At 55.9% G+C, this 18,482-nt stretch carries 16 protein-coding genes; 9 read left to right on the top strand and 7 right to left on the bottom strand.

Annotated features, from left to right (window positions below; all coding sequences use genetic code 11):
* Positions 1 to 3: 3 nt before the first annotated feature.
* Genes Poly41_RS18075 through xseB form a run of 4 tightly spaced genes read right to left on the bottom strand, consistent with a single transcriptional unit; the run spans position 4 to position 4,276 of the window.
* Complete coding sequence (locus tag Poly41_RS18075; RefSeq protein ID WP_146528113.1) at positions 4 to 915, bottom strand: NAD(+)/NADH kinase; 912 nt, start codon at positions 913 to 915, stop codon at positions 4 to 6.
* Positions 902 to 2,851 carry a 1-deoxy-D-xylulose-5-phosphate synthase gene (dxs, locus tag Poly41_RS18070; RefSeq protein ID WP_231615757.1) on the bottom strand — a complete coding sequence of 650 codons (1,950 nt, stop codon included), beginning with the start codon at positions 2,849 to 2,851 and terminating at the stop codon, positions 902 to 904. Before dxs ends, Poly41_RS18075 begins: the two co-directional genes overlap by 14 nt.
* A gap of 8 nt (positions 2,852 to 2,859) precedes the next feature.
* Positions 2,860 to 3,846, bottom strand: coding sequence for a polyprenyl synthetase family protein (locus Poly41_RS18065; protein WP_146528112.1), 987 nt, complete (start codon positions 3,844 to 3,846; stop codon positions 2,860 to 2,862).
* Between the two features lie 13 nt (positions 3,847 to 3,859).
* Entirely contained in the window at positions 3,860 to 4,276 is a 417-nt protein-coding gene (gene xseB, locus Poly41_RS18060) for an exodeoxyribonuclease VII small subunit (RefSeq protein ID WP_146528111.1), read from the bottom strand.
* Between the two features lie 188 nt (positions 4,277 to 4,464).
* Between xseB and Poly41_RS18055 the strand changes: the two genes are divergently transcribed.
* The 9 genes from Poly41_RS18055 to Poly41_RS18020 all read left to right on the top strand — a co-directional run bounded on the left by Poly41_RS18055 (position 4,465) and on the right by Poly41_RS18020 (position 13,866).
* On the top strand, positions 4,465 to 5,568 hold the full coding sequence (locus tag Poly41_RS18055) for a coiled-coil domain-containing protein (protein ID WP_146528110.1): 1,104 nt from the start codon (positions 4,465 to 4,467) through the stop codon (positions 5,566 to 5,568).
* Positions 5,569 to 6,097: 529 nt separating this feature from the next.
* Positions 6,098 to 6,853 carry a sugar phosphate nucleotidyltransferase gene (locus tag Poly41_RS18050; protein WP_146528109.1) on the top strand — a complete coding sequence of 252 codons (756 nt, stop codon included), beginning with the start codon at positions 6,098 to 6,100 and terminating at the stop codon, positions 6,851 to 6,853.
* Between the two features lie 7 nt (positions 6,854 to 6,860).
* Positions 6,861 to 7,811, top strand: a complete 951-nt coding sequence (locus Poly41_RS18045; RefSeq protein ID WP_146528108.1) for a ribose-phosphate diphosphokinase — start codon at positions 6,861 to 6,863, stop codon at positions 7,809 to 7,811.
* 244 nt (positions 7,812 to 8,055) lie between these two features.
* Entirely contained in the window at positions 8,056 to 8,688 is a 633-nt protein-coding gene (locus Poly41_RS18040; protein WP_146528107.1) for a hypothetical protein, read from the top strand.
* Between the two features lie 196 nt (positions 8,689 to 8,884).
* Positions 8,885 to 9,127: a FeoA family protein gene (locus Poly41_RS18035; protein WP_197231416.1), complete on the top strand. Its 243-nt coding sequence runs from the start codon at positions 8,885 to 8,887 to the stop codon at positions 9,125 to 9,127.
* A 149-nt stretch (positions 9,128 to 9,276) separates the two neighbouring features.
* A complete protein-coding gene (feoB, locus tag Poly41_RS18030; RefSeq protein WP_146528105.1) occupies positions 9,277 to 11,568 on the top strand; it encodes a ferrous iron transport protein B in 2,292 nt (763 codons plus the stop codon).
* A gap of 42 nt (positions 11,569 to 11,610) precedes the next feature.
* Positions 11,611 to 11,817, top strand: a complete 207-nt coding sequence (locus tag Poly41_RS34180) for a hypothetical protein (RefSeq protein WP_197231415.1) — start codon at positions 11,611 to 11,613, stop codon at positions 11,815 to 11,817.
* Positions 11,818 to 11,957: 140 nt separating this feature from the next.
* The gene (locus tag Poly41_RS18025; RefSeq protein WP_146528104.1) at positions 11,958 to 12,962 is read left to right on the top strand and encodes an AAA family ATPase; all 1,005 of its coding nucleotides are present in this window, start codon (positions 11,958 to 11,960) and stop codon (positions 12,960 to 12,962) included.
* A gap of 4 nt (positions 12,963 to 12,966) precedes the next feature.
* Positions 12,967 to 13,866, top strand: coding sequence for a PSP1 domain-containing protein (locus Poly41_RS18020; RefSeq protein WP_231615756.1), 900 nt, complete (start codon positions 12,967 to 12,969; stop codon positions 13,864 to 13,866).
* A 53-nt stretch (positions 13,867 to 13,919) separates the two neighbouring features.
* On the opposite strand, the gene Poly41_RS18015 is transcribed toward Poly41_RS18020, so the two are convergent.
* From Poly41_RS18015 to Poly41_RS18005, 3 genes are all read right to left on the bottom strand, one after another.
* Positions 13,920 to 14,468: a hypothetical protein gene (locus Poly41_RS18015; protein ID WP_231615755.1), complete on the bottom strand. Its 549-nt coding sequence runs from the start codon at positions 14,466 to 14,468 to the stop codon at positions 13,920 to 13,922.
* 117 nt (positions 14,469 to 14,585) lie between these two features.
* Positions 14,586 to 16,241: a PP2C family protein-serine/threonine phosphatase gene (locus tag Poly41_RS18010; RefSeq protein ID WP_146528103.1), complete on the bottom strand. Its 1,656-nt coding sequence runs from the start codon at positions 16,239 to 16,241 to the stop codon at positions 14,586 to 14,588.
* A gap of 105 nt (positions 16,242 to 16,346) precedes the next feature.
* Positions 16,347 to 17,645 carry a hypothetical protein gene (locus tag Poly41_RS18005; RefSeq protein ID WP_231615754.1) on the bottom strand — a complete coding sequence of 433 codons (1,299 nt, stop codon included), beginning with the start codon at positions 17,643 to 17,645 and terminating at the stop codon, positions 16,347 to 16,349.
* Positions 17,646 to 18,482 lie beyond the last annotated feature (837 nt).

Here is an 18,482-nt window from a genome sequence, read left to right as displayed (position 1 = left end):
TCGTTAATCGCTTTGCCTGGAATTCGCATTGACCGTACCTCCCCAGCCCAATTTGTCTCGGAGCGTGCGATAGTCGTCCTGGCCGGGTACCGACAACATTTGGAACGTTGCCCCTGCCCGCTCAACGCGCACTCGATCCCCCGGCAACAATTGGCTCAGGATGCGTCCGTCCACGACGACGCTGGTCGATTCGTAAGGCTCGGTCACGGACAATTCGAAAACCGTATCGGCCGAGTCGACGACCGGGCGATAGGTCAACGTGTGCGGACTAATCGGTGAAATCACGATCGCTTGCAGGTTCCGCCTCAGAATCGGCCCTCCGGCGGACAAATTGTGCGCCGTCGATCCGACGGGCGTTGCGAGGATCAAGCCGTCGCATCGGTAGCGAGTCGCGAGATGGCCGTCGGCGTACAGGTCGATGTCCAGGATCAAGTAGGGGGCGCCCCGCAGAATCGCAACTTCGTTTAGTGCTAATTGTTCTGCGATCTTCTGTTCGCCACGCATGACCGTGATCTGAATCATCAAATGATCAATCACATCAAACGATCCCCGCAGCACATCGGGCCAGGCCTGTAGAAAATCGTCTGGGGACAATGCGGCGAGGAATCCCAAACGACCACAATTGACGCCCAACACCGGCGACTGATGCTGACCCATTTGGCGGGCCGCTTGTAAGATCGAGCCGTCACCACCAAGCACAATGACCAGATCAATTTCGACGTCTTCAAACTCGTACTGAAACGCCAAATCCTCGGCAACAATGTGGGCGCTTTCCGCAAGGGTGGGCCGCAAACGAGCGAGTTCCGATTGAACGCGATCACGGTTGGGTGCCCCGAGAATCACCACACTTGGCCGATCACCATCGTGACACCACTTGCTGGTTTCTCGCGTCTTCGCCGGATCAGTGGGTGGCATGGATCGGCTTCGCATCTTGAGTCATTGTGATGCGATCATCCGCCGCATCGCGACACGCCTGAGCGATCTGTTCGGCCCCCAAACCTTCTTCGGCCAACAACTCGTCCCGATCTCCATGATCGATGAACTTATCCGACAAAGCGAGCAGATGAATCCGTCGCGTATCGAGTCGCTGCTCAACCGCAGTTTCCAGGAACGCAGAGCCGAATCCACCCATTTTGGCATGCTCTTCGACCGTGATCACGAACTTGCCTGTCTCGACGCTTTGTCGAACCATTTCGACATCGATCGGCTTGATGAACCGAGCGTTGACCACACCGACATCCAAATCGTCGCAGAGTGACTCCGCCGCAGCCAACGCTTGATCCAGCATCGATCCACAGGCGACGATCGTTCCGTCCCGTCCATCACGAATTCGTTCACTTCTTCCGATCTCGATCGGATCGGGAGTTCTTGCCAGCTCTAGTGCAGAGGCTTTCGGGTATCGAATCGCTACCGGATGATCGTGATGAATGGCGGCCGAAAGCATCAGTTCGACTTCTGCGGCGTAGCCAGGCGACATCACCACCATATTTGGGAACACGCGCAAGTAACCGAGGTCGTAGACGCCGTGATGCGTGGGACCGTCTGGACCTGTGAGCCCGGCACGATCGATCAGGAAAACGACCGGCAAATCTTGCAAGGCCACCTCTTGAAAAATCTGGTCGTAGCTCCGCTGCAAGAACGTGCTGTAGATATCCACGATCGGGCGCAAGCCGGTTTTGCATTGGCCGGCGGCGAAGGCAACCGCGTGCGATTCGCAAATCCCCACATCAAAAAAACGTTCGGGAAACTGTTCCCGTACCGGTTCCAATTTGTTGCCTTGGCACATCGCTGCGGTGATGATGGTGACCCGATCATCTTCGGCCATGCTTTTGCGGATTGCGTTTCGAGCGTGAAGGGTAAATGGCGGACACCCGCTGCTGGCGGTCGGGACCGGTTTTCCACGTTCTTCGGTAAACGCAGGGGGTGTGTGAAAGAAGACCGGATCTTCGGCCGCGGGCTTGTAGCCATGGCCTTTCTCGGTCACGACATGCAGCAGCACGGGGCCTTTCATTTCCCGGACCATCGCTAAGTATTTTCGCATCAGCGAGATGTCGTGACCATCGATCGGTCCGACATAGCGGATCCCAAGTTCCTCAAACAGCATGCCGCCGAGCAATCCGGCTTTGACACCTTCTTTCATCTGAGCCAACAATCGCTCCGCGGGATCACCAAACATCGGGACGAGATCGAGCAATCGCACCACTTCGGTCTTCAGCCCCGTGTAGTACGGATTGGATCGAAGCCGATCCAAATAGGTTGCCACTGCACCGACGCGCGGGCAAATCGACATTTTGTTGTCATTCAAGATGATGGTCAGGTCGTCTTCGAGTTCGCCAGCATTGTTCATGGCTTCGAAAACGATTCCGCTCGGAAAGGCACCGTCACCAATGACCGCTACCGTTCGTCGGTCGGGATTTCCCGAAAGAACGTCTCCGCTGCGAAGCCCCACCGCCGTGCTCACGCTGCTTCCCGCGTGGCCCGTCATGAACAAGTCGTAGACGCTTTCTTGCGGATTGGGGTACCCCATCAAACCGCCACGTGTTCGGATCGTTGGAAAGTCGCGATAGCGGCCCGTCACCAACTTATGGGGATAGATTTGGTGGCCCGTGTCCCAAATGAGTCGATCGGTGCGGAAATCAAATTCACAGTGCAGGGCGATGCATAATTCGACGACCCCCAAATTGGAAGCGAAGTGGGCGGTCCGAGTGGCCAACAGATTGCACAGGACATCACGGGTTTCTGCTGCCAAACCGACCAGCTGATCTCGCGTCATTTCGCGGAGCGGCATCGCATCGGTCAGACTTTCCAGCAGCGGGTGTTTCGACACCACCGATTCCTCGTTGTTCATCATCTTTCCTGTCAATGCGTGCGATGCAATACGTAGTCCGCTAATCGGGCTAACCGCCAAGCGGCATCCCCGAAAACACCGACATGCTTTCGAGCCGATTCGACCAATTGCTTCGCCTTTGTTCGAGCACCCTCGATCCCCAGCAATCCGGGGTACGTTAGTTTACCCCGATCGGCGTCCTTTCCTACACGTTTTCCCAAAGATTGTTCGTCAGAAGTGAAGTCAAGTAAATCGTCCACAACCTGAAACGCCAACCCGAGATCTTTAGAATAATCGAAAAGGGCTTGCCGTGACTGCGAATTGGCGCCGGCCAGGATGGCCCCCAAATCGAGCGCCGCCGAAAACAAGGCTCCCGTTTTACGGCGGTGAATCGCCTCGAGATGCGAGAGTGTACGGATGCGCTGGCTGTTTGGCGAGTCGGTTGCTGCTTCCCGTTCAGCTGCCAGGTCGTCGAATTGTCCACCTACCAATTGACCGGCTCCCGCGGCGGACGCCAAAACCTGGACCGCAGACGCAACCCGGCTGGGATCGGTCGGGTGACGTTGCAACCCGTGGCTCAGCAGGTGTGAAAAGGCTTGGGCCTGTAAGGCATCACCTACCAAGATCGCTGTCGGCTCGTCAAATTTCACATGAACCGTCGGGCGGCCCCGGCGCAGGTCGTCATCATCCATTGCGGGCAGGTCGTCGTGGACCAACGAATAAGCATGAATCATCTCGATCGCCACGGCTGCGGGCATGGCATCCTCGGTCGTCCCCCCGCAGGTCTCGCTGGCCATCAACACCAAACCCGGTCGCAAACGCTTCCCAGGAGCCAGCAGCGCATAGCGCATCGCTTCAGCCAATCGTGGGGGGCATCCCTGGCCGAAATCACATGCCTGTTGAAGCGATTGTTCCACCTTGGGGCGAAAATCCTCCATCCCGGTCGGATTCGTACCTGCAGGCTGAGGCAGCGGGACGGCGGCCGGACGAGCGACAAAAGGGGACGGTGGTTCGAACATCAAAGCCTTTTCTTTAGAACAATCCGTCAATTTCGGCATCGTCATCATTATCGGAATCGTCGAACATATCCGACGAGGCCACTGTCTTTTTTTGTGACGCCCGCGAACCGCTACGATTGCGCCGACCCGCGCGAGTCGGTTCATCCTCGGATGATTCCGAATCCCCAAACGATACCGTTACCGCGTTGCCCTCGGCATCGAAACCCGAGAGCATCGTGATCTTTTGCTCGGCAGATTCCAGCAATTGATGGCATTGATTCAGCCGTTTGATGCCCAATTCGTACTCGCGAAGCGACTCGGTCAATCCAAGCTCACCACTTTCGAGCTGATGGACAATTTTTTCGACTTCGCTGAGGGCCGATTCAAAGTCGATGTCGCCAGAATCGGCATGGTCAACCGAATCGGGTTGCGACCTTTTCTTTTTTGGCATGGTGTTTTTTGACAGCGTTTTGGTTGCGACGTAAGGATTCAGTGAAGCTTAACGACAACGACGTCGTTTTTGCGAAACATGGCTCGAACCAACCTTCCCAGCCAACCGCTAACGGTGTCCGATTTTAACGGTTAAGGCGGTCGAGCGAAACGCGGCTCAACCACAACCGCTCTCACTAAACGATTCTCATGACTCGGAAGCCTCGAAAGTCCCGAACTCGCCCCGCGAAGTCGACCGCTGCGCCGGCGAAGAAAACAACGACGACGACCGAGAACCTCGCGCCGCCCCGGCCAATCGCATCGGACTTGACCACCGTTGATCGATGTAATCCAGCGGTTTCGGAAGCGCGCGGCCCCGCTGCCCAGACGACGGGACCGCTGCTCGAAGCCATTGCGGGAAATGAATCCCTTTTGCAGCAGTTGGTCGCCGAAATCAGTGAGCTTCGCGCCGAATTGAAGGTGGTGACCGAGGCGAAGGCGACCGAGCCAGTACAAACCAACTGGACACAGCCCGATCACGAAACCCAGCAAACGTTGGACGAGTTGGAGCAGGAACTTCAAACCTTCCGAATCCAAGTCAACACTTTGGAGGCTGAAAACCGTCAGCTCTGTGATGACAATGATGAGTTGAGGCAACAGAACAGCGACTTAGCATCGAAGGTAGCCAGTTCAAATGTTCGCCAATCGGTCAACAGCGCCACGTCGGATTCGAACGAAGCGTTGTCTTGGGAGCAACGTAAACAGTTGATCCTTCGGCAAATGGAAGAGGATACGTTCGATGCCGAGTCGTTCATCAACAACACGATCGCAAAGCATTTGGATGAATCGGATGAAGACGATGGGGAATCCTGGATGATCGACCCAGCCGATTACGTCGAGCAGATGCATGATGAATTGGAGCACCGAATGGAGGAGCTCGATCGACGAGAACGCGAAATCAAAGAACTCAACCACCTGCTTGAGCAACGACCGGGCACCAGCGATGACGGGGTTGCCATCGGAGCGGCTGCGATTGCCGGAATGGTAGACAGCGATGAATTGATTCAGGAAGAACGTATGCGGTTACAACAACTGCAGGCCGAGTGGGAAGAGAAATTCCGCAAATCAGAAATCGAAGCATCGCTTGAACGAGCCAAGTTGTCACGCGAACGCCAAGAGTTGTCACGAAAAACGGCCGAATTGGAAGAACAACTCGAGCACCTGCGGCACGACACGCGACAAGCCGAACAAGCCGAGGGCCACTCACGCAAGTGGCTGGCCAAGCTAGGGCTGGCCAGCAGCGACATTGATTAGGCTGTTGCGTTGCGGCGACGCAGGACATCGATTTTGTTCCTGCATCGTTTGTTTCATTGACCATGCCGAGGGACGTGCGATTTATACGTGGCCCCCAGGGTGCGCCGCTGCGCGTCGACCCTGGGCTCTGGAATTTAACCGCTTCGCGGTAAATAGAATTCCTAAACTTATTTACCGAACGTCCCAAGGCATTTCAGCAATTATCCCCGGATCGCGCGAGCGCATCTGGGGTTGAAAACGAAAATCAGCTTTTCGACCCCGAAGGGCGTCGCAGTAAACGTAGGATGAGCCGCGACACCCTTCGGGATGACTGCCGTGCAACCCACCTCCAAAAGCGGCAGTCATTCAATCGACGACCCCAGTCGCATTCCGATCCCCGTGGATGCGGTCTAGCGGGGGGGCGAAACACGCGGGCCTTGCTGGATTGTCATCAAGTTGCCAACATAGCGTGGAGCGTCGTGCCCGCTGCGAGGCATGCGGGGCGGTGTCCCGCAGCTGAACCCGATCTTCTCAAAAGCTCAACAAACGCATGTCGAACCGGAATGAACCCTGCGCCGTCGTCCTGGCCGCCGGCAAAGGGACACGAATGAAAAGCAATCTGCCGAAGGTGTTGTGCCCGGTCGTCGACCGGGCCATGATTCATTTCGTGCTCGATGCACTTGAAAAAGCGGGGATTCGTCGCCAAATCATTGTGGTAGGCTATGAGGCCGATGCGGTCAAAAAGGAACTGGCCGGCCGCGAGGGTGACATTGAATTTGTGCTGCAAGAGGAACAACTGGGTACCGGCCATGCGGTCCAAATGGCTCACTCGGCCCTCAAGTCCCAAGTCGGACCGACCATTGTGGTTGCGGGCGACTCGCCGTTGATTCAGCCAACGAGCCTCAAGAAGCTGCTCGACCATTTTGCCGAAACCAGGCCCGCGCTGCTGCTCGGGACGCTCGAGAAGAGCAACCCCGAAGGGCTCGGTCGGATCGTTCGTGATGGGGCGGGAGCGTTTTGGGGAATTGTCGAGCACAAGGACGCGACGGACGAGCAGCGAAAGATCTGCGAAGTGAACATGAGTACGTATTTGTTCCATACGCCCGATTTACTCGATTCGTTGTCCAAACTGAGCAACAACAACACTCAAAGCGAGTATTATCTAACGGACTGTGCCAAGTTGTTGCGGGAAGCGGGCCGCGTCGTCGAAGCGATCGCCGTTTTGGAGCCGTGCGAGTCGCTTTCGATCAACAACACCGACGAGCTAAAATTGGTCGACGAAACGATGCGATCGATGGGATATTAGGCAGCAAATGCGCGAACTGAAAATCTTCAGCGGACGAGCGAACCGCGATCTGACGCAAAAAATGTGTCGGCATCTGCACCTGGAGCCAGCCAAAATAACGCTTGGCAAATTCCCAGATGGCGAAAACTACTGCAAGCTGGACGAGGATGTTCGCGGTCGCGACGTGTTCTTGGTCCAACCCACTTGCCCCCCCGTGAACGACAACTTGTTGGAGTTGTTGATCATGATCGATTGCTGTAAGCGGGCCAGTGCCGAACGGATCACTGCCGTTATTCCTTACTTTGGTTACGCACGGCAGGACCGCAAAGACGAAGGCCGAGTCCCGATTACCGCCAAGTTGGCTGCCAACATCATCACGCGCGCGGGCGCCGATCGTGTGTTGACGATGGACCTGCACGCCGCTCAGATTCAAGGGTTTTTCGATGTTCCCGTCGATCATCTCTATGCGGCTCCGGTACTGAATGAGCACTTCCTGGATCGTGGTTTGTCGGAGGACGAGATCGTGGTCGTCAGCCCGGATGAAGGGAGCATCAAACGTGCGGTCGGCCACGGAAAACGACTCGGGGGGGCGTTGGCGATCGTCGACAAACGACGGACCAGCGCGACAGAGGTTCGCCAGAGTACGATTATCGGGGGACCGGTCACTGGCAAAGTGGCGTTGCTGTTCGACGACATGATCAGCACCGCCGGTTCGATTTGTGGCGCCGCGAGATTGGTCCATCAGGCTGGGGCTCGCGAGATCCATATCGCTTGTACGCATGGCATTTTGTGTGGCCCGGCGATCGAGCGATTGCGTGAAGCGCCTCTCGATTCGATCATCGTGACCGATTCCATTCCGATCCCGCCTGAGAAGCAACTACCCAATTTAGTCCAACTGAGCGTCGCGCCATTGTTGGCCGAAGCGATCAAGCGGATTCATCACGATCAATCGATCAGCGAGTTGTTCCGCGAACGCTAGGCCCCCTTCTTCGAGCCCCCCTTCTTCGAGCCCCCCTTCTTCGAGCCCCCCTTCTTCGAGCCTTCGAAGGGAAGGAGTTGTTTCGGTTGCGCCGGTTGTGTGCCCGCGCTCGAAGATTCTCTTTTTTGATCCTTTCGAGTTGACGAGGGACTTCGGGATTGGCGACCTACAGTTCAATATCGGAATCGTCGATTGATTGCCGACGTCGGTGTTTTGCTTGTCCCATTCGTTGGTGTTTCGTGCGATGAAAAAACCTCCCCACTCAGCTAGCCCTTTGGCGTTTTCACTCGTTCTTGCTTTCGCGTTGCCGCTGTTCAGCGGTTGTGCCGAAAGCTTTGAAGCAGCCATGCAAGGCATGCAGGATCGCGGGGAGGATGCAGACGCAACCGAATCGACCCCGACCTCATTCCGCCAGATTATGGATGATGAAAACGCAAAGTGTCCCCAAAAGGTCGAGGACTATTTAACGTTGCAATATGTGAAGCCGAGCGGGACGGGACTGTTCCGCTATGAGTTTCGTTATGCAGTGAGTGAATCGGGCCGCGACGAAATCCGTTGGGGACGGCGCTGGGCGCTCAAGGCAGAAAGAGTCAAGGAGCTTCGCAACACACCGCTGGGCATGGCAATCTTCAAGTACGATCTCGGGCTCGATCACGTTTTCAAAGATAACGATGGGATCCAGATGCTGTCGTTTACGGTCAACAAGGATGACATGGGGGATCCCAAAACCTGGTCCTCCGCGGAGCAGGGCACGCTTGCAGCTCAACCGGCTCGCCTCGCTCCGGCGATTGATTCCTCCGGAAAACAGTCCTCGGTCACCCCTGGGACGATCCTGCCGATTGGATCGGACGTGAAAGTCAATCCATTCGTTCAATAGCGTTTTGGGATTCATCGAACCTGCCGCACCTGGTAGGCCTCTTGGTTTTTCGTTTCTGCTTCCTTTCCATAATCAACCGGTTTCCGGCTCTGGAAACGCCCTAACCAAGATTCTCTGCGGCTTGGCTTGACATTCTTCATCGAGACGTGCACAATAGCCTTACTGAGACTGATTCTCAATAATGGAGGCATCGCTCGTGACAACACTCGACCAGCTGCAGCCCGGCCAATTTGGGCAAATTGTGCGCATTGACGGATTTGATGGCATCGCATCAAGGCTTCGAGAAATGGGTTTTGTCCCCGGGCAGCCTGTGCAGTTTTTGCGTACCGCGCCGCTTGGCGATCCGATGAAGTGCTCGGTTCAGGGAAGTCGCATTGCTGTTCGAAATGGCGAGGCGCGGCGAGTTTATATCGAGCCAATGGCGGCACCGATCTCTTAGGTCGGCTTGAAGAGCGAGGCGGGCCCTGGGCTGCTTCGTCGATTCCGCGGCCGGGAGTTTCGCGAACAAGAATCGGACGTTAAAAATGCGTTCCGTCATTGCTGTCGTCACCAACGGGCAGAACCCTTCTCTTACACGTTCTTAGGTCCATGGCGCATTTCGCCGAAACCACTGCATCTGAGTCGCTCGAAATTGCTACGCGATCGTTCCGCGTCGCGTTGGTCGGCAATCCCAATACAGGCAAGAGCACTCTGTTCAATGCCTTGGCCGGCATGAATGTCCGCACGGGCAACTATCCGGGGGTGACGATTGAAAAGAAGATCGGTCGCTGCATGTTCGGCGACACCTCGGTGGAACTTGTGGATTTGCCGGGCACTTACAGTCTGGCGCCACGTTCGCCTGATGAAATGGTCGCTGTCGATGTCCTCACCGGTGATTCCGCGGACCAATCCCCAGTCGATTTGGTTGTTTGCGTGGTCAATGCCACGCTTCTGCAGCGAAACCTGTTTCTCGTCAGCCAGATTGTAGAGCTCGGCAAGCCGACGATCATCGCGTTAAACATGAGTGATGCCGCAGAAGCTCGCGGGCTATCCATCAACACCGATCAATTGAGCGAGAATCTGGGCGTACGTGTCGTGGCGATCAGCGCGTCCAAACGAACCGGTTTGGCGGAGCTCAAGTCCGAGATGTCAACACAGTTGGAGCAGGTCGCCAATCGGCAAGTGTCGTCGCTGGAGCGGGATCGTCCGCTGCCGGCTGAATTCTATGCGGTTTGCAACGAGCTGCGCCATGCGCTTGTCGAGCGAGCTTGCACGACGGAATCGCTGACTCGACAGAATTGTTCTCGCACGATGGTCCCTGACCAGTATTTGATTGAACGGATGTTGCTCGACCGCGGGGGTGAAGCGGAACGTCGAGCGATCCGAAGGCTAGGCGCCGGTGTCTTGCCGGCGATCGTTTCGGCGCGAGAAAAATTGGCGTCGGTGTGTGGCGATCCCACCGAGTTGGAGTGCAGCGCCCGCTATTCATGGGCAGCCCACAGCTTGGAGGGGGTTGTCTCGCGGACTCAAGCCAAACCCCGCAATGCGACCGATTGGCTCGATGCGATTTTGACCCATCGAGTCGGCGGCATGATCTGCTTTTTCTTGATCATGTTTGGTATTTTTCAGTGCATCTACTCGCTCTCCTCAATCCCGATGGACTTGATTGAATCGCTGACCGGCGTTCTTTCTCAGTTTGTGGCTGGGATCATTCCGCCAGGCATGCTTCGTAGTTTGGTGGTGGACGGTGTGATCGCTGGAGTTGGCGGTGTCTTGATTTTCTTGCCGCAGATTGCTTTGCTGTTCTTCTTTCTCGCCGTTCTTGAGGACTGCGGCTACATGTCGCGCGCTGCGTTTTTAGTGGACCGAGTGATGACGCTCTTTGGGTTGAGCGGCAAGTCGTTCTTGCCTCTGATGAGTTCGTTTGCCTGTGCAGTCCCGGGCGTCATGGCCACTCGAGTGATCGAAAATCGTCGAGATCGGTTTGCGACCATTATGGTGGCACCGCTGATGAGCTGCAGCGCTCGGCTACCAGTCTACCTGCTGTTGATTGGCGCGTTTGTGCCGGCGAGTGGATTGCTGGGCGGCTTGATCTCTGCACGGCCGCTGGTGTTGATGGCGATGTACTTTGTCGGCGTGTTCGTCGCGATTCCGGTGGCATGGATTTTGAAAAAGACGCTGCTACGAGGTGAAACGGCACCGTTTGTCTTGGAGCTTCCCGAATACAAAGTTCCATCGGCGAGAGTCGTCTTTTCGCGAGTCTGGGAAGCGAGCCGCGAATTCGTGGTGCGCGCCGGAACGATGATTTTTGCTGCATCGATCTTGATTTGGTTTGCTGGCTATTGGCCCGGCGACCACTCGCGGCAATTTGAAATCCAGACGCGAATCGAACAATTGGAAGCGGACTCCAGTGACGCAAGCGTCTCGGTGTCTGGCGATCTTGCGCAACTTCGTGCGGAACATCGTCGGCTCAGTTCCTCGCTGTTGGAAAACAGCACGCTTGGATCAATTGGTCACACGATCGAACCGGCGGTTCGTCCGTTGGGATGGGATTGGCGGATTGGTGTCGGAGCCGTTGCGAGTTTTCCAGCTCGAGAAGTGATCATCGCGACCCTGGGAACCATTTACAGCCTGGGTGGCGAAGTCGATGAACAAGACGATGGGTTGATCGCGGCGATGAGGGCTTCCAAATGGCCTGATGGTCGGCCGGTGTTCACGACTCCGGTGGCATTGTCGATCATGGTGTTCTTTGCACTTTGTGCCCAGTGCGTGAGCACGTTGCTCGTCATCAAGCGAGAGACCAATTCATGGTTTTGGCCGGCCCTCAGTTTCACCTACATGACGGCGCTGGCCTATGTCGGATCGCTGTTGACGTATCAAATCGGATCAAGGTTGTTTTAGCAGCCCCTTAGGACAAAGCCGCTCAAAAGAGGGAGACAGTCGTTGGATTCTTGGCAATCAATCCTCTCGTTCGCCATTGTCGCCGCTGCTGGTATTTGGTTAGTACGGCGAGCGGTTCGAACGGTGGCCCGCGGGTTGAAAGCCAAAGCGGGAGAGTGTGTTTCGTGTAGCAAGTGTGTGATGAACCCGACGACCAAGAAGGAAAACAAATTGGTGCAACTTGGTGGCCCTCCCACTTCGGATGAGTAGCAGGTCGGCCGTTTTCGGCAAGATGTCAAATTTTCGGGTCCGGTCCCACGCCATGGCGGTTTGAGCTAGAATGGCGTCCTCTCGGAACTCTCCACTCTCGTTGACGCCTTGCCGCCCTCATCACAGGAACCCTCCTCACCATGACGACCACCGTCGAGTCCATGCAGGCGCAAGCTGACGAATTTCGACAACGCTACGCGACGGTTCGTGACATGATCGGACGAGTGATCGTTGGTCATGACGACATTGTCCACGGCGTGTTGACCGCGATGTTGTGCGGGGGCCACTGTCTGCTTGAAGGCGTTCCTGGACTTGGCAAAACCATGCTGGTTCGAACCTTGGCAGAGGTGTTGAGTCTTGATTTCAGTCGCATTCAGTTCACACCGGACTTAATGCCTGCGGACATACTTGGCACGAACATGATTGTCGAAGATGAACGCGGCCATCGTCGTTTCGAGTTCCAACGAGGTCCGGTCTTCACTCAGATTTTGCTCGCCGACGAAATCAACCGGGCCACGCCTAAGACTCAATCAGCGATGCTCGAAACAATGCAAGAAGGCACCGTCACGGCAGCCGGACAGCGATTCGTTCTTCAAAAACCGTTCTTTGTTCTGGCGACACAAAACCCGATCGAGCAGGAAGGCACCTACCCGTTACCCGAAGCACAGATGGACCGTTTTTTGTTCAAGTTGGTCGTGGGCTACAGCACGCGGGAACAACTCAACACGATCGTCGACCGTACCACGCGCGGCGAGACGGCTGAGTTGTCAAAGGTGATGGATGGCAGCGAAATTTTGAAGTGGCAAGCTTTGGTGCGCGAAGTGATCTTGGCACCGCATGTGCAGGACTACTTGGTCCGCTTGACCCTGGCAACGCATCCTGACGGGCCGCACAGCGTCGAAGCAACCAATAACTACATTCGTTGGGGGAGCAGTCCACGGGGGGCGCAAACGCTTGCACTTGCTTCGAAAGTTCGCGCGCTCTTGGACGGCCGATACAATGTAAGCTTCGAAGACATTCGTCGCGTTTTTCTCCCTGCGCTGCGGCATCGCGTGTTGTTGAATTTCGAAGCCCAAGCCGAAGGGATCGAGCCCGATCAAGTGCTACTGGACGTTTTGGAACGCGTACCGGAAAAGGCGGATTGAATCGATGGTCAACAGCACCGGTTCGACGGGAAACGAAAACACGACGACTTCCCCCAACGGCGACATGAACCCGCAGTACGTGGTTCGTTGTGGTTCGATGCGAATTCTCGGTGTGATGAGGGCCAATCAGAGTTGGCGTTACGGTGATCAAGTCGTTGTCCGGACCGCACGCGGAACGGAAATAGGAACCGTGCTCTGTGAGGCAACGGCGGCGGCAATCGAACACTTGCCAGAGCCGACGGATGGCTCGATCCTGCGACAAGTCTCGTCCGACGATCGTAGCAAACGAGATCAATACGAGGCCATCGCTCGCGAGGATATTGATGGATGCCAACGATCGGCGAACCAATTGGGTTTGGAGATGCAGATTGTTGACGTCGAGCGGTTGCTCGGTGGTGAACGCATCATTGTCTATTATCTCGCCGAACAGCGGGTTGATTTTCGGCAACTGGTCCGTGAACTCGCGGGGCACTTTCAAACTCGAATCGAGATGCGCCAGATTGGAGTTCGGGACGAGGCCAAGCTGTTAGCCGATTATGGAGATTGTGGACAGCCGATTTGTTGTGCGACTCATCTTAGTAAGATGCCCCCCGTGTCGATGAAGATGGCCAAGGTGCAAAAAGCGACGCTCGATCCGAGCAAGATCTCAGGACGCTGCGGACGGCTGAAGTGTTGTTTGCGTTATGAGTTCGACACGTACGAAGAATTAGCCGCTGAATTGCCACCGGTCGGCAGTCAAATCATGATGCGGGACGGTAGTGCATCGGTGCTTGGGCATGATATCTTGTCGCAGCAGATTGCGATCAAAACAGAAGATAACCGCCGCATCATGATTGGCAATTCCGAGGTCGTCTCCATCACGCGGCGAGGTTTCGAAGAAAAAAAACGCCGCAAGAAAAAGTGATTGCCAAAGGTCTGCAACAGACGAGCGTCTCGTGGATGGCGTGAACATCCCGACTACGACAACAACAAATCGCTGCCTTGGTCGCCTTCTTCCCACTCGCGACGAACTTCGCGCAGTCCGTATGCACACAGTTCAAACTGCTCGCTCAATCGGTACAGCAGGTCACACGAAGGTCGATCGTCACCTCCTTCAATTTCCGCTGCAATCGCGTAAGCCCGCTTGCCTTGACGGCAATAATTCAAAAATCCGTCAGCGGATTCATTCGGATTGATGCGTCGTAGGCTTTCCGGATACATGCCCGACCAAAACAGGGTGAAATCGCCGATGTGGCGATGGACTTCACGGCGAGCCAGACCGATGCGGCGATCCGCCTCGGCCACCATTTCGAACACTTCGGTGGCGGGTTTGCCATTCGCCCGGCGAACGCGATGCAGCGATTCGACACGAACAAACCGTAGCATCATGTCGCTGAGGTAGTCGACAAGTTGGATGTCGGCGACTCCCAACTTCGATAAGAAAATGCACTCGCTGATACCAGCCAAAAAACGCTCGATTGTCGAGCTTTCCTTGGACGGATTCTCGTTCGGCTCAGGCTTCATCATTGCCTCCGCGAAGATATCGAAACAGGTCCTATTCGGATTGGCCTGTATCCACAACTACTGTGAATCACCGCGGACGTCAAGAGAAATCTTTGTCAAAGATTGCTTTGCGGATCGAAACTAATTGCGAAGCAGTGTCATGGCGCCTCGTTCCTTTGTCAGGGGACGATCGACCATTTTTCGTCGGATCGCAGCCAAAGGATTCTTGTCGGCTGCTGCCATGCTGGTTCTCAAACAATCGCCGAGAAACGTTTGTGTCGCTCCGTCCACCGACAATCCGTCCGTGAACGCCAGCAAGGTTTCGCCTTGGAGCAGCGAAAAAGATCCGGTGGCCGGTCGAACGTCGATTTGGACGCCGATCGATTCACTGCGGCCATCGACCAGCGGGCGGTAGCCATAGCGGCTACTGATCATCGCGGTGATGCTTCCCGCCGCCGCAAACGAACCATCGCCCGTTTCCGGATCAATCTGAAAGTACAGCATCGACATCAATTGATCGCCTGAATTGGTTTGCCAAAGTGAGTCGCCAATCCTCTGAATCATCTGAGCCGGTGAATGCCGATATCCACTATGGGCCGTCATTGCAGATCTCGCGACGACCGCCTGCACGGCGCCTCGAAGTGAAGGATCGACCGACTCACCGATTGCCATCATGATCGTTCCATCAGGCAAGATGTCCCAAGTGTGCCAACCGATCGCATGTTGGCAGGGTGATTCGATCATTCCGTCGGCTCGCCATCCCGGGGCCAATTCGTTGCCTGTTGGTAAACTGAGGTGCTGCCACTCGGTCAAATCGGCAATCGACTCGGCCCTTTTGTGTTGGGCCTTCTGTTCTCGGCTTGCAGCAGCCCGTGACAACTCACAGCTGATGGCTGCCGCTGCCATGCGAGCCGCTGCCTGATCTGATTTCTTGAACGCCTTGACTTCATCGGCGAACAACCACAGCGTTCCGATCGGGACCGAGTCGTCAAGCAAGGACGCGCAAATGCCTGCCTGAAATGGCTCAGGACTGGACCACGTATCGACACCGCCGGCATGGAATTCATCAACGGTCACCACGTTTCGTACCAACGCCTCCAAGTCGCCGCGACTGCCCCGTAGCTCACGGGGTGCATCCTCCAATCGAGACAGAGGCAATCCGTAAACCGCTCGTGTGTTTAAGACTTGCGTGTCATCATCAAGCAAGTACAGCGCTGCCGCGTCACATCCACAGGCTTCGGCTGCATTCGCAAGAATCTGACCAATGCGATCCGCCAGTTTCTGACGCGTGTCGGCGTCCGAGATGATCGTCGCACGAGCGGCGAGCTCCATCTCTTGCTGACGCAGCGATTCACGTGATCGGATCAGTTGTTCGGCGAGCCGTGTTGCCGATTCGGCAAGCCGCAACGCACTGTTCTGCGTGACCGATGGTGAGGACTCGCTTGGGTCAGCAAGCGAATCGCAATTGACGTTCGGCAGCAGTTTCAGCCCTGCTGAACTCCGCGGTTTCGAAGGGGCGACACGCCACCCCGTCGCATCCCCAAACGCTTGCCAAAACCCCTCGATGGCCTCAGCATTGTCGTAATTGTTTTTGCTGGCGGCCGTTGTTCTCGGCCCTTGATGGATGCGCAAGTAGCTTGGGGTGGTCGTGGTCACGCTGATTGTTGCTCGATAGTGGTAGGGGATCGCAGGGGAACAGGTCGCTGGCGATCCATGCCAGAGCAATGAACAGAACGTGCGAAACGTTTCCTCGGTCGTCGAGGAAGCAGCTAGGCGTTGATCTGCACCGTTATCCATCAGTGGTACAACTGAGCATCGGAGCGAGGGCAGGCTTTGGCTGACAGGAATGACCCACAAAGTCAACGAAACTTACCAGGATGCCTGCGAAAGCCGCATAATCGGCTAATAACCGATTCCCAAGCGCAGCATGATCCCGTCACTCGGGTAGATGTTGTCTTGTGGACTGTAGCGATATTCGATTTCGCGATCCCAGACATAGCCAAGTTCGACAAACGAATTGCGGCGGCCCGTACGAATGTACTCGTGCTGGCCCCATTCGAAGCCCATCATCACGCGCAGGTCGTTGATATCAACACTGTCCTCGTCGCCATCGGTTCGCGTGACGGTCCACGACCCTCCCCCGTATTCACCTGCCACATACCACCAAACGTCTTGAGTGCCAACGGTTCGGCAATACTTCGAGAACTTCGGTTGAGGAAAGAAAATGTCACATCGAGAGTAGGGATTGGGTTGATACAGCAATCCACCCGCGGGCAACAATTTGACTTTGTTGCGATCCAAATAATAGACGCCTGCTTTCAGCGTGGATGCAGGAGTCAAACGGAAGTTCAGTAACGCTTTGCCCATCAACCTCCAACTCTCGGAGTTGTAAGTATTGAAGTCGGTGAACGCACCAATCCGTGTTCCCAGTTCAACACCAAAAATCTGGTTCGGATCGCTCTGCCAACCCAAATCAAGGAACGCGCTATAGGCATTCGGCGGCAAGTCGGCGCCGGTAATTCCGTCGGGGCCGTCCCACAAATGTAGCGAAAATGATGGAGCGATCATCAACGGTTCGGTGCACCACAAAAAATCTTGCCATGCGAATACGATGGACGTGTCAAAATCGTTGATGTTCAGATCATTTGGCGAATCGCCTGAATCGATGTAGGTGTAGCGAAAACGAGGTCCCTGGAGCAATCGATAGGCGCTCATCGTTGCCGTGTCCCACAAACTCGTGTTGCCGAACATCCCGCCAGGATACAGGGATGACGGTGTGGATTGAGGGTAGGGGGACGTCGGATACGGGGACGTCGGATACGGGGACGTCGGATACGGGGACGTCGGATACGGGGACGTCGGATACGGGGACGTCGGATACGGGGACGTCGGGCTGGGGTAGCCGGGTGGCGTGGAGTATACGGGAGGCGTTGAATAGACAGGGGGCGTGTTGTAAACCGGAGGTGGAACACTCGTCGTTGGCGCTCCGTAGACCGATCCGTAGCCGCCGGACGGTGGATAGGATGGAGGCGCCGAGCCATAGCCAACCGGTGCCCCCACGTTGAATGGATTGGTTGGAAGCGGGGCAACAGGCGCGTTGGGATTCGAGAACAGAATGCCGAACAAACTGGTGCCTCCCGGCGACATCGGGATTGCAGAGCCAAGACTCGCGCCAGAGCCGGAGGTCGCGTAAGGGTCCATCGTGGGGGATCCTACCGATCCCGTCGTAGGGTACGGAGGCGGCGTCGAAAATGTCGACGGAGAATTGACCCCCGGTGGTGGGCCAATCGGTTGCAAGTTGGTTTGAGGCGTGTCAAACGAATTGCCAGGCGGGTAGGCCGAACCCTGGCCGCTGGCGTTTTCTATGGAAATCAAAGTCAGTGTCAAAATGACACAACCCAGTGCCATCACAAAAATTCGGCGCAGCGGGGACCACAGACGAGGCGTCTGGCTCGGTTGAGAATGGCGAATCCATGCCATGTCGTGCTTGAACTTTAATCGAAACGCGAAAGTAATTGAAATTCGTATTCAAGCAACTACTCAGCGCGGCGACATCGAGTCAAGATGGAATGGGAAAAACAGCCTCGCCGCCTCGCCGGGGCGCATTCGTGTCGGGCAAAAACACACCCCCCGTCAGGAGCTCGTGCAGTTTAAAGCTGTAACTACTGTAGTGTTGAGGTATCCAACCACCCCTGCCCGCGCAGAGGTCGTGCAGTTTTTAAGTTGTGACTGCTGAAGTGTTTAGGTATCCATCCACCCCTGCCCGCGCAGCGGGAGGGGTCGAGCGCAGCGAGGGGGAGGGCCGGTATAGAAACAGTGCTGGAATTTCATGTTGTAATCGCAGCCCGTTTTCCCTCTCCCTCGCTTAGGCTCGACCTCTCCCAGAGGGCTCGTTGTACCACATAAGTTAGACGCTTGAAAAATTTTTTGCACCTGGCCCAAAAGCGTTCCATGCGTTGGACAGGTCGTAGGATCTCTGGATTCCAACCCAAAGCGTTTGCGTCCCAGGATCGTTCTTTGGTCGATCGATGAAGCCGC

Origin of the sequence: Novipirellula artificiosorum (assembly GCF_007860135.1) — a bacterium.
Lineage (GTDB): Bacteria > Planctomycetota > Planctomycetia > Pirellulales > Pirellulaceae > Novipirellula_A > Novipirellula_A artificiosorum.
This window is presented reverse-complemented; position numbering and strand designations above follow the sequence as displayed.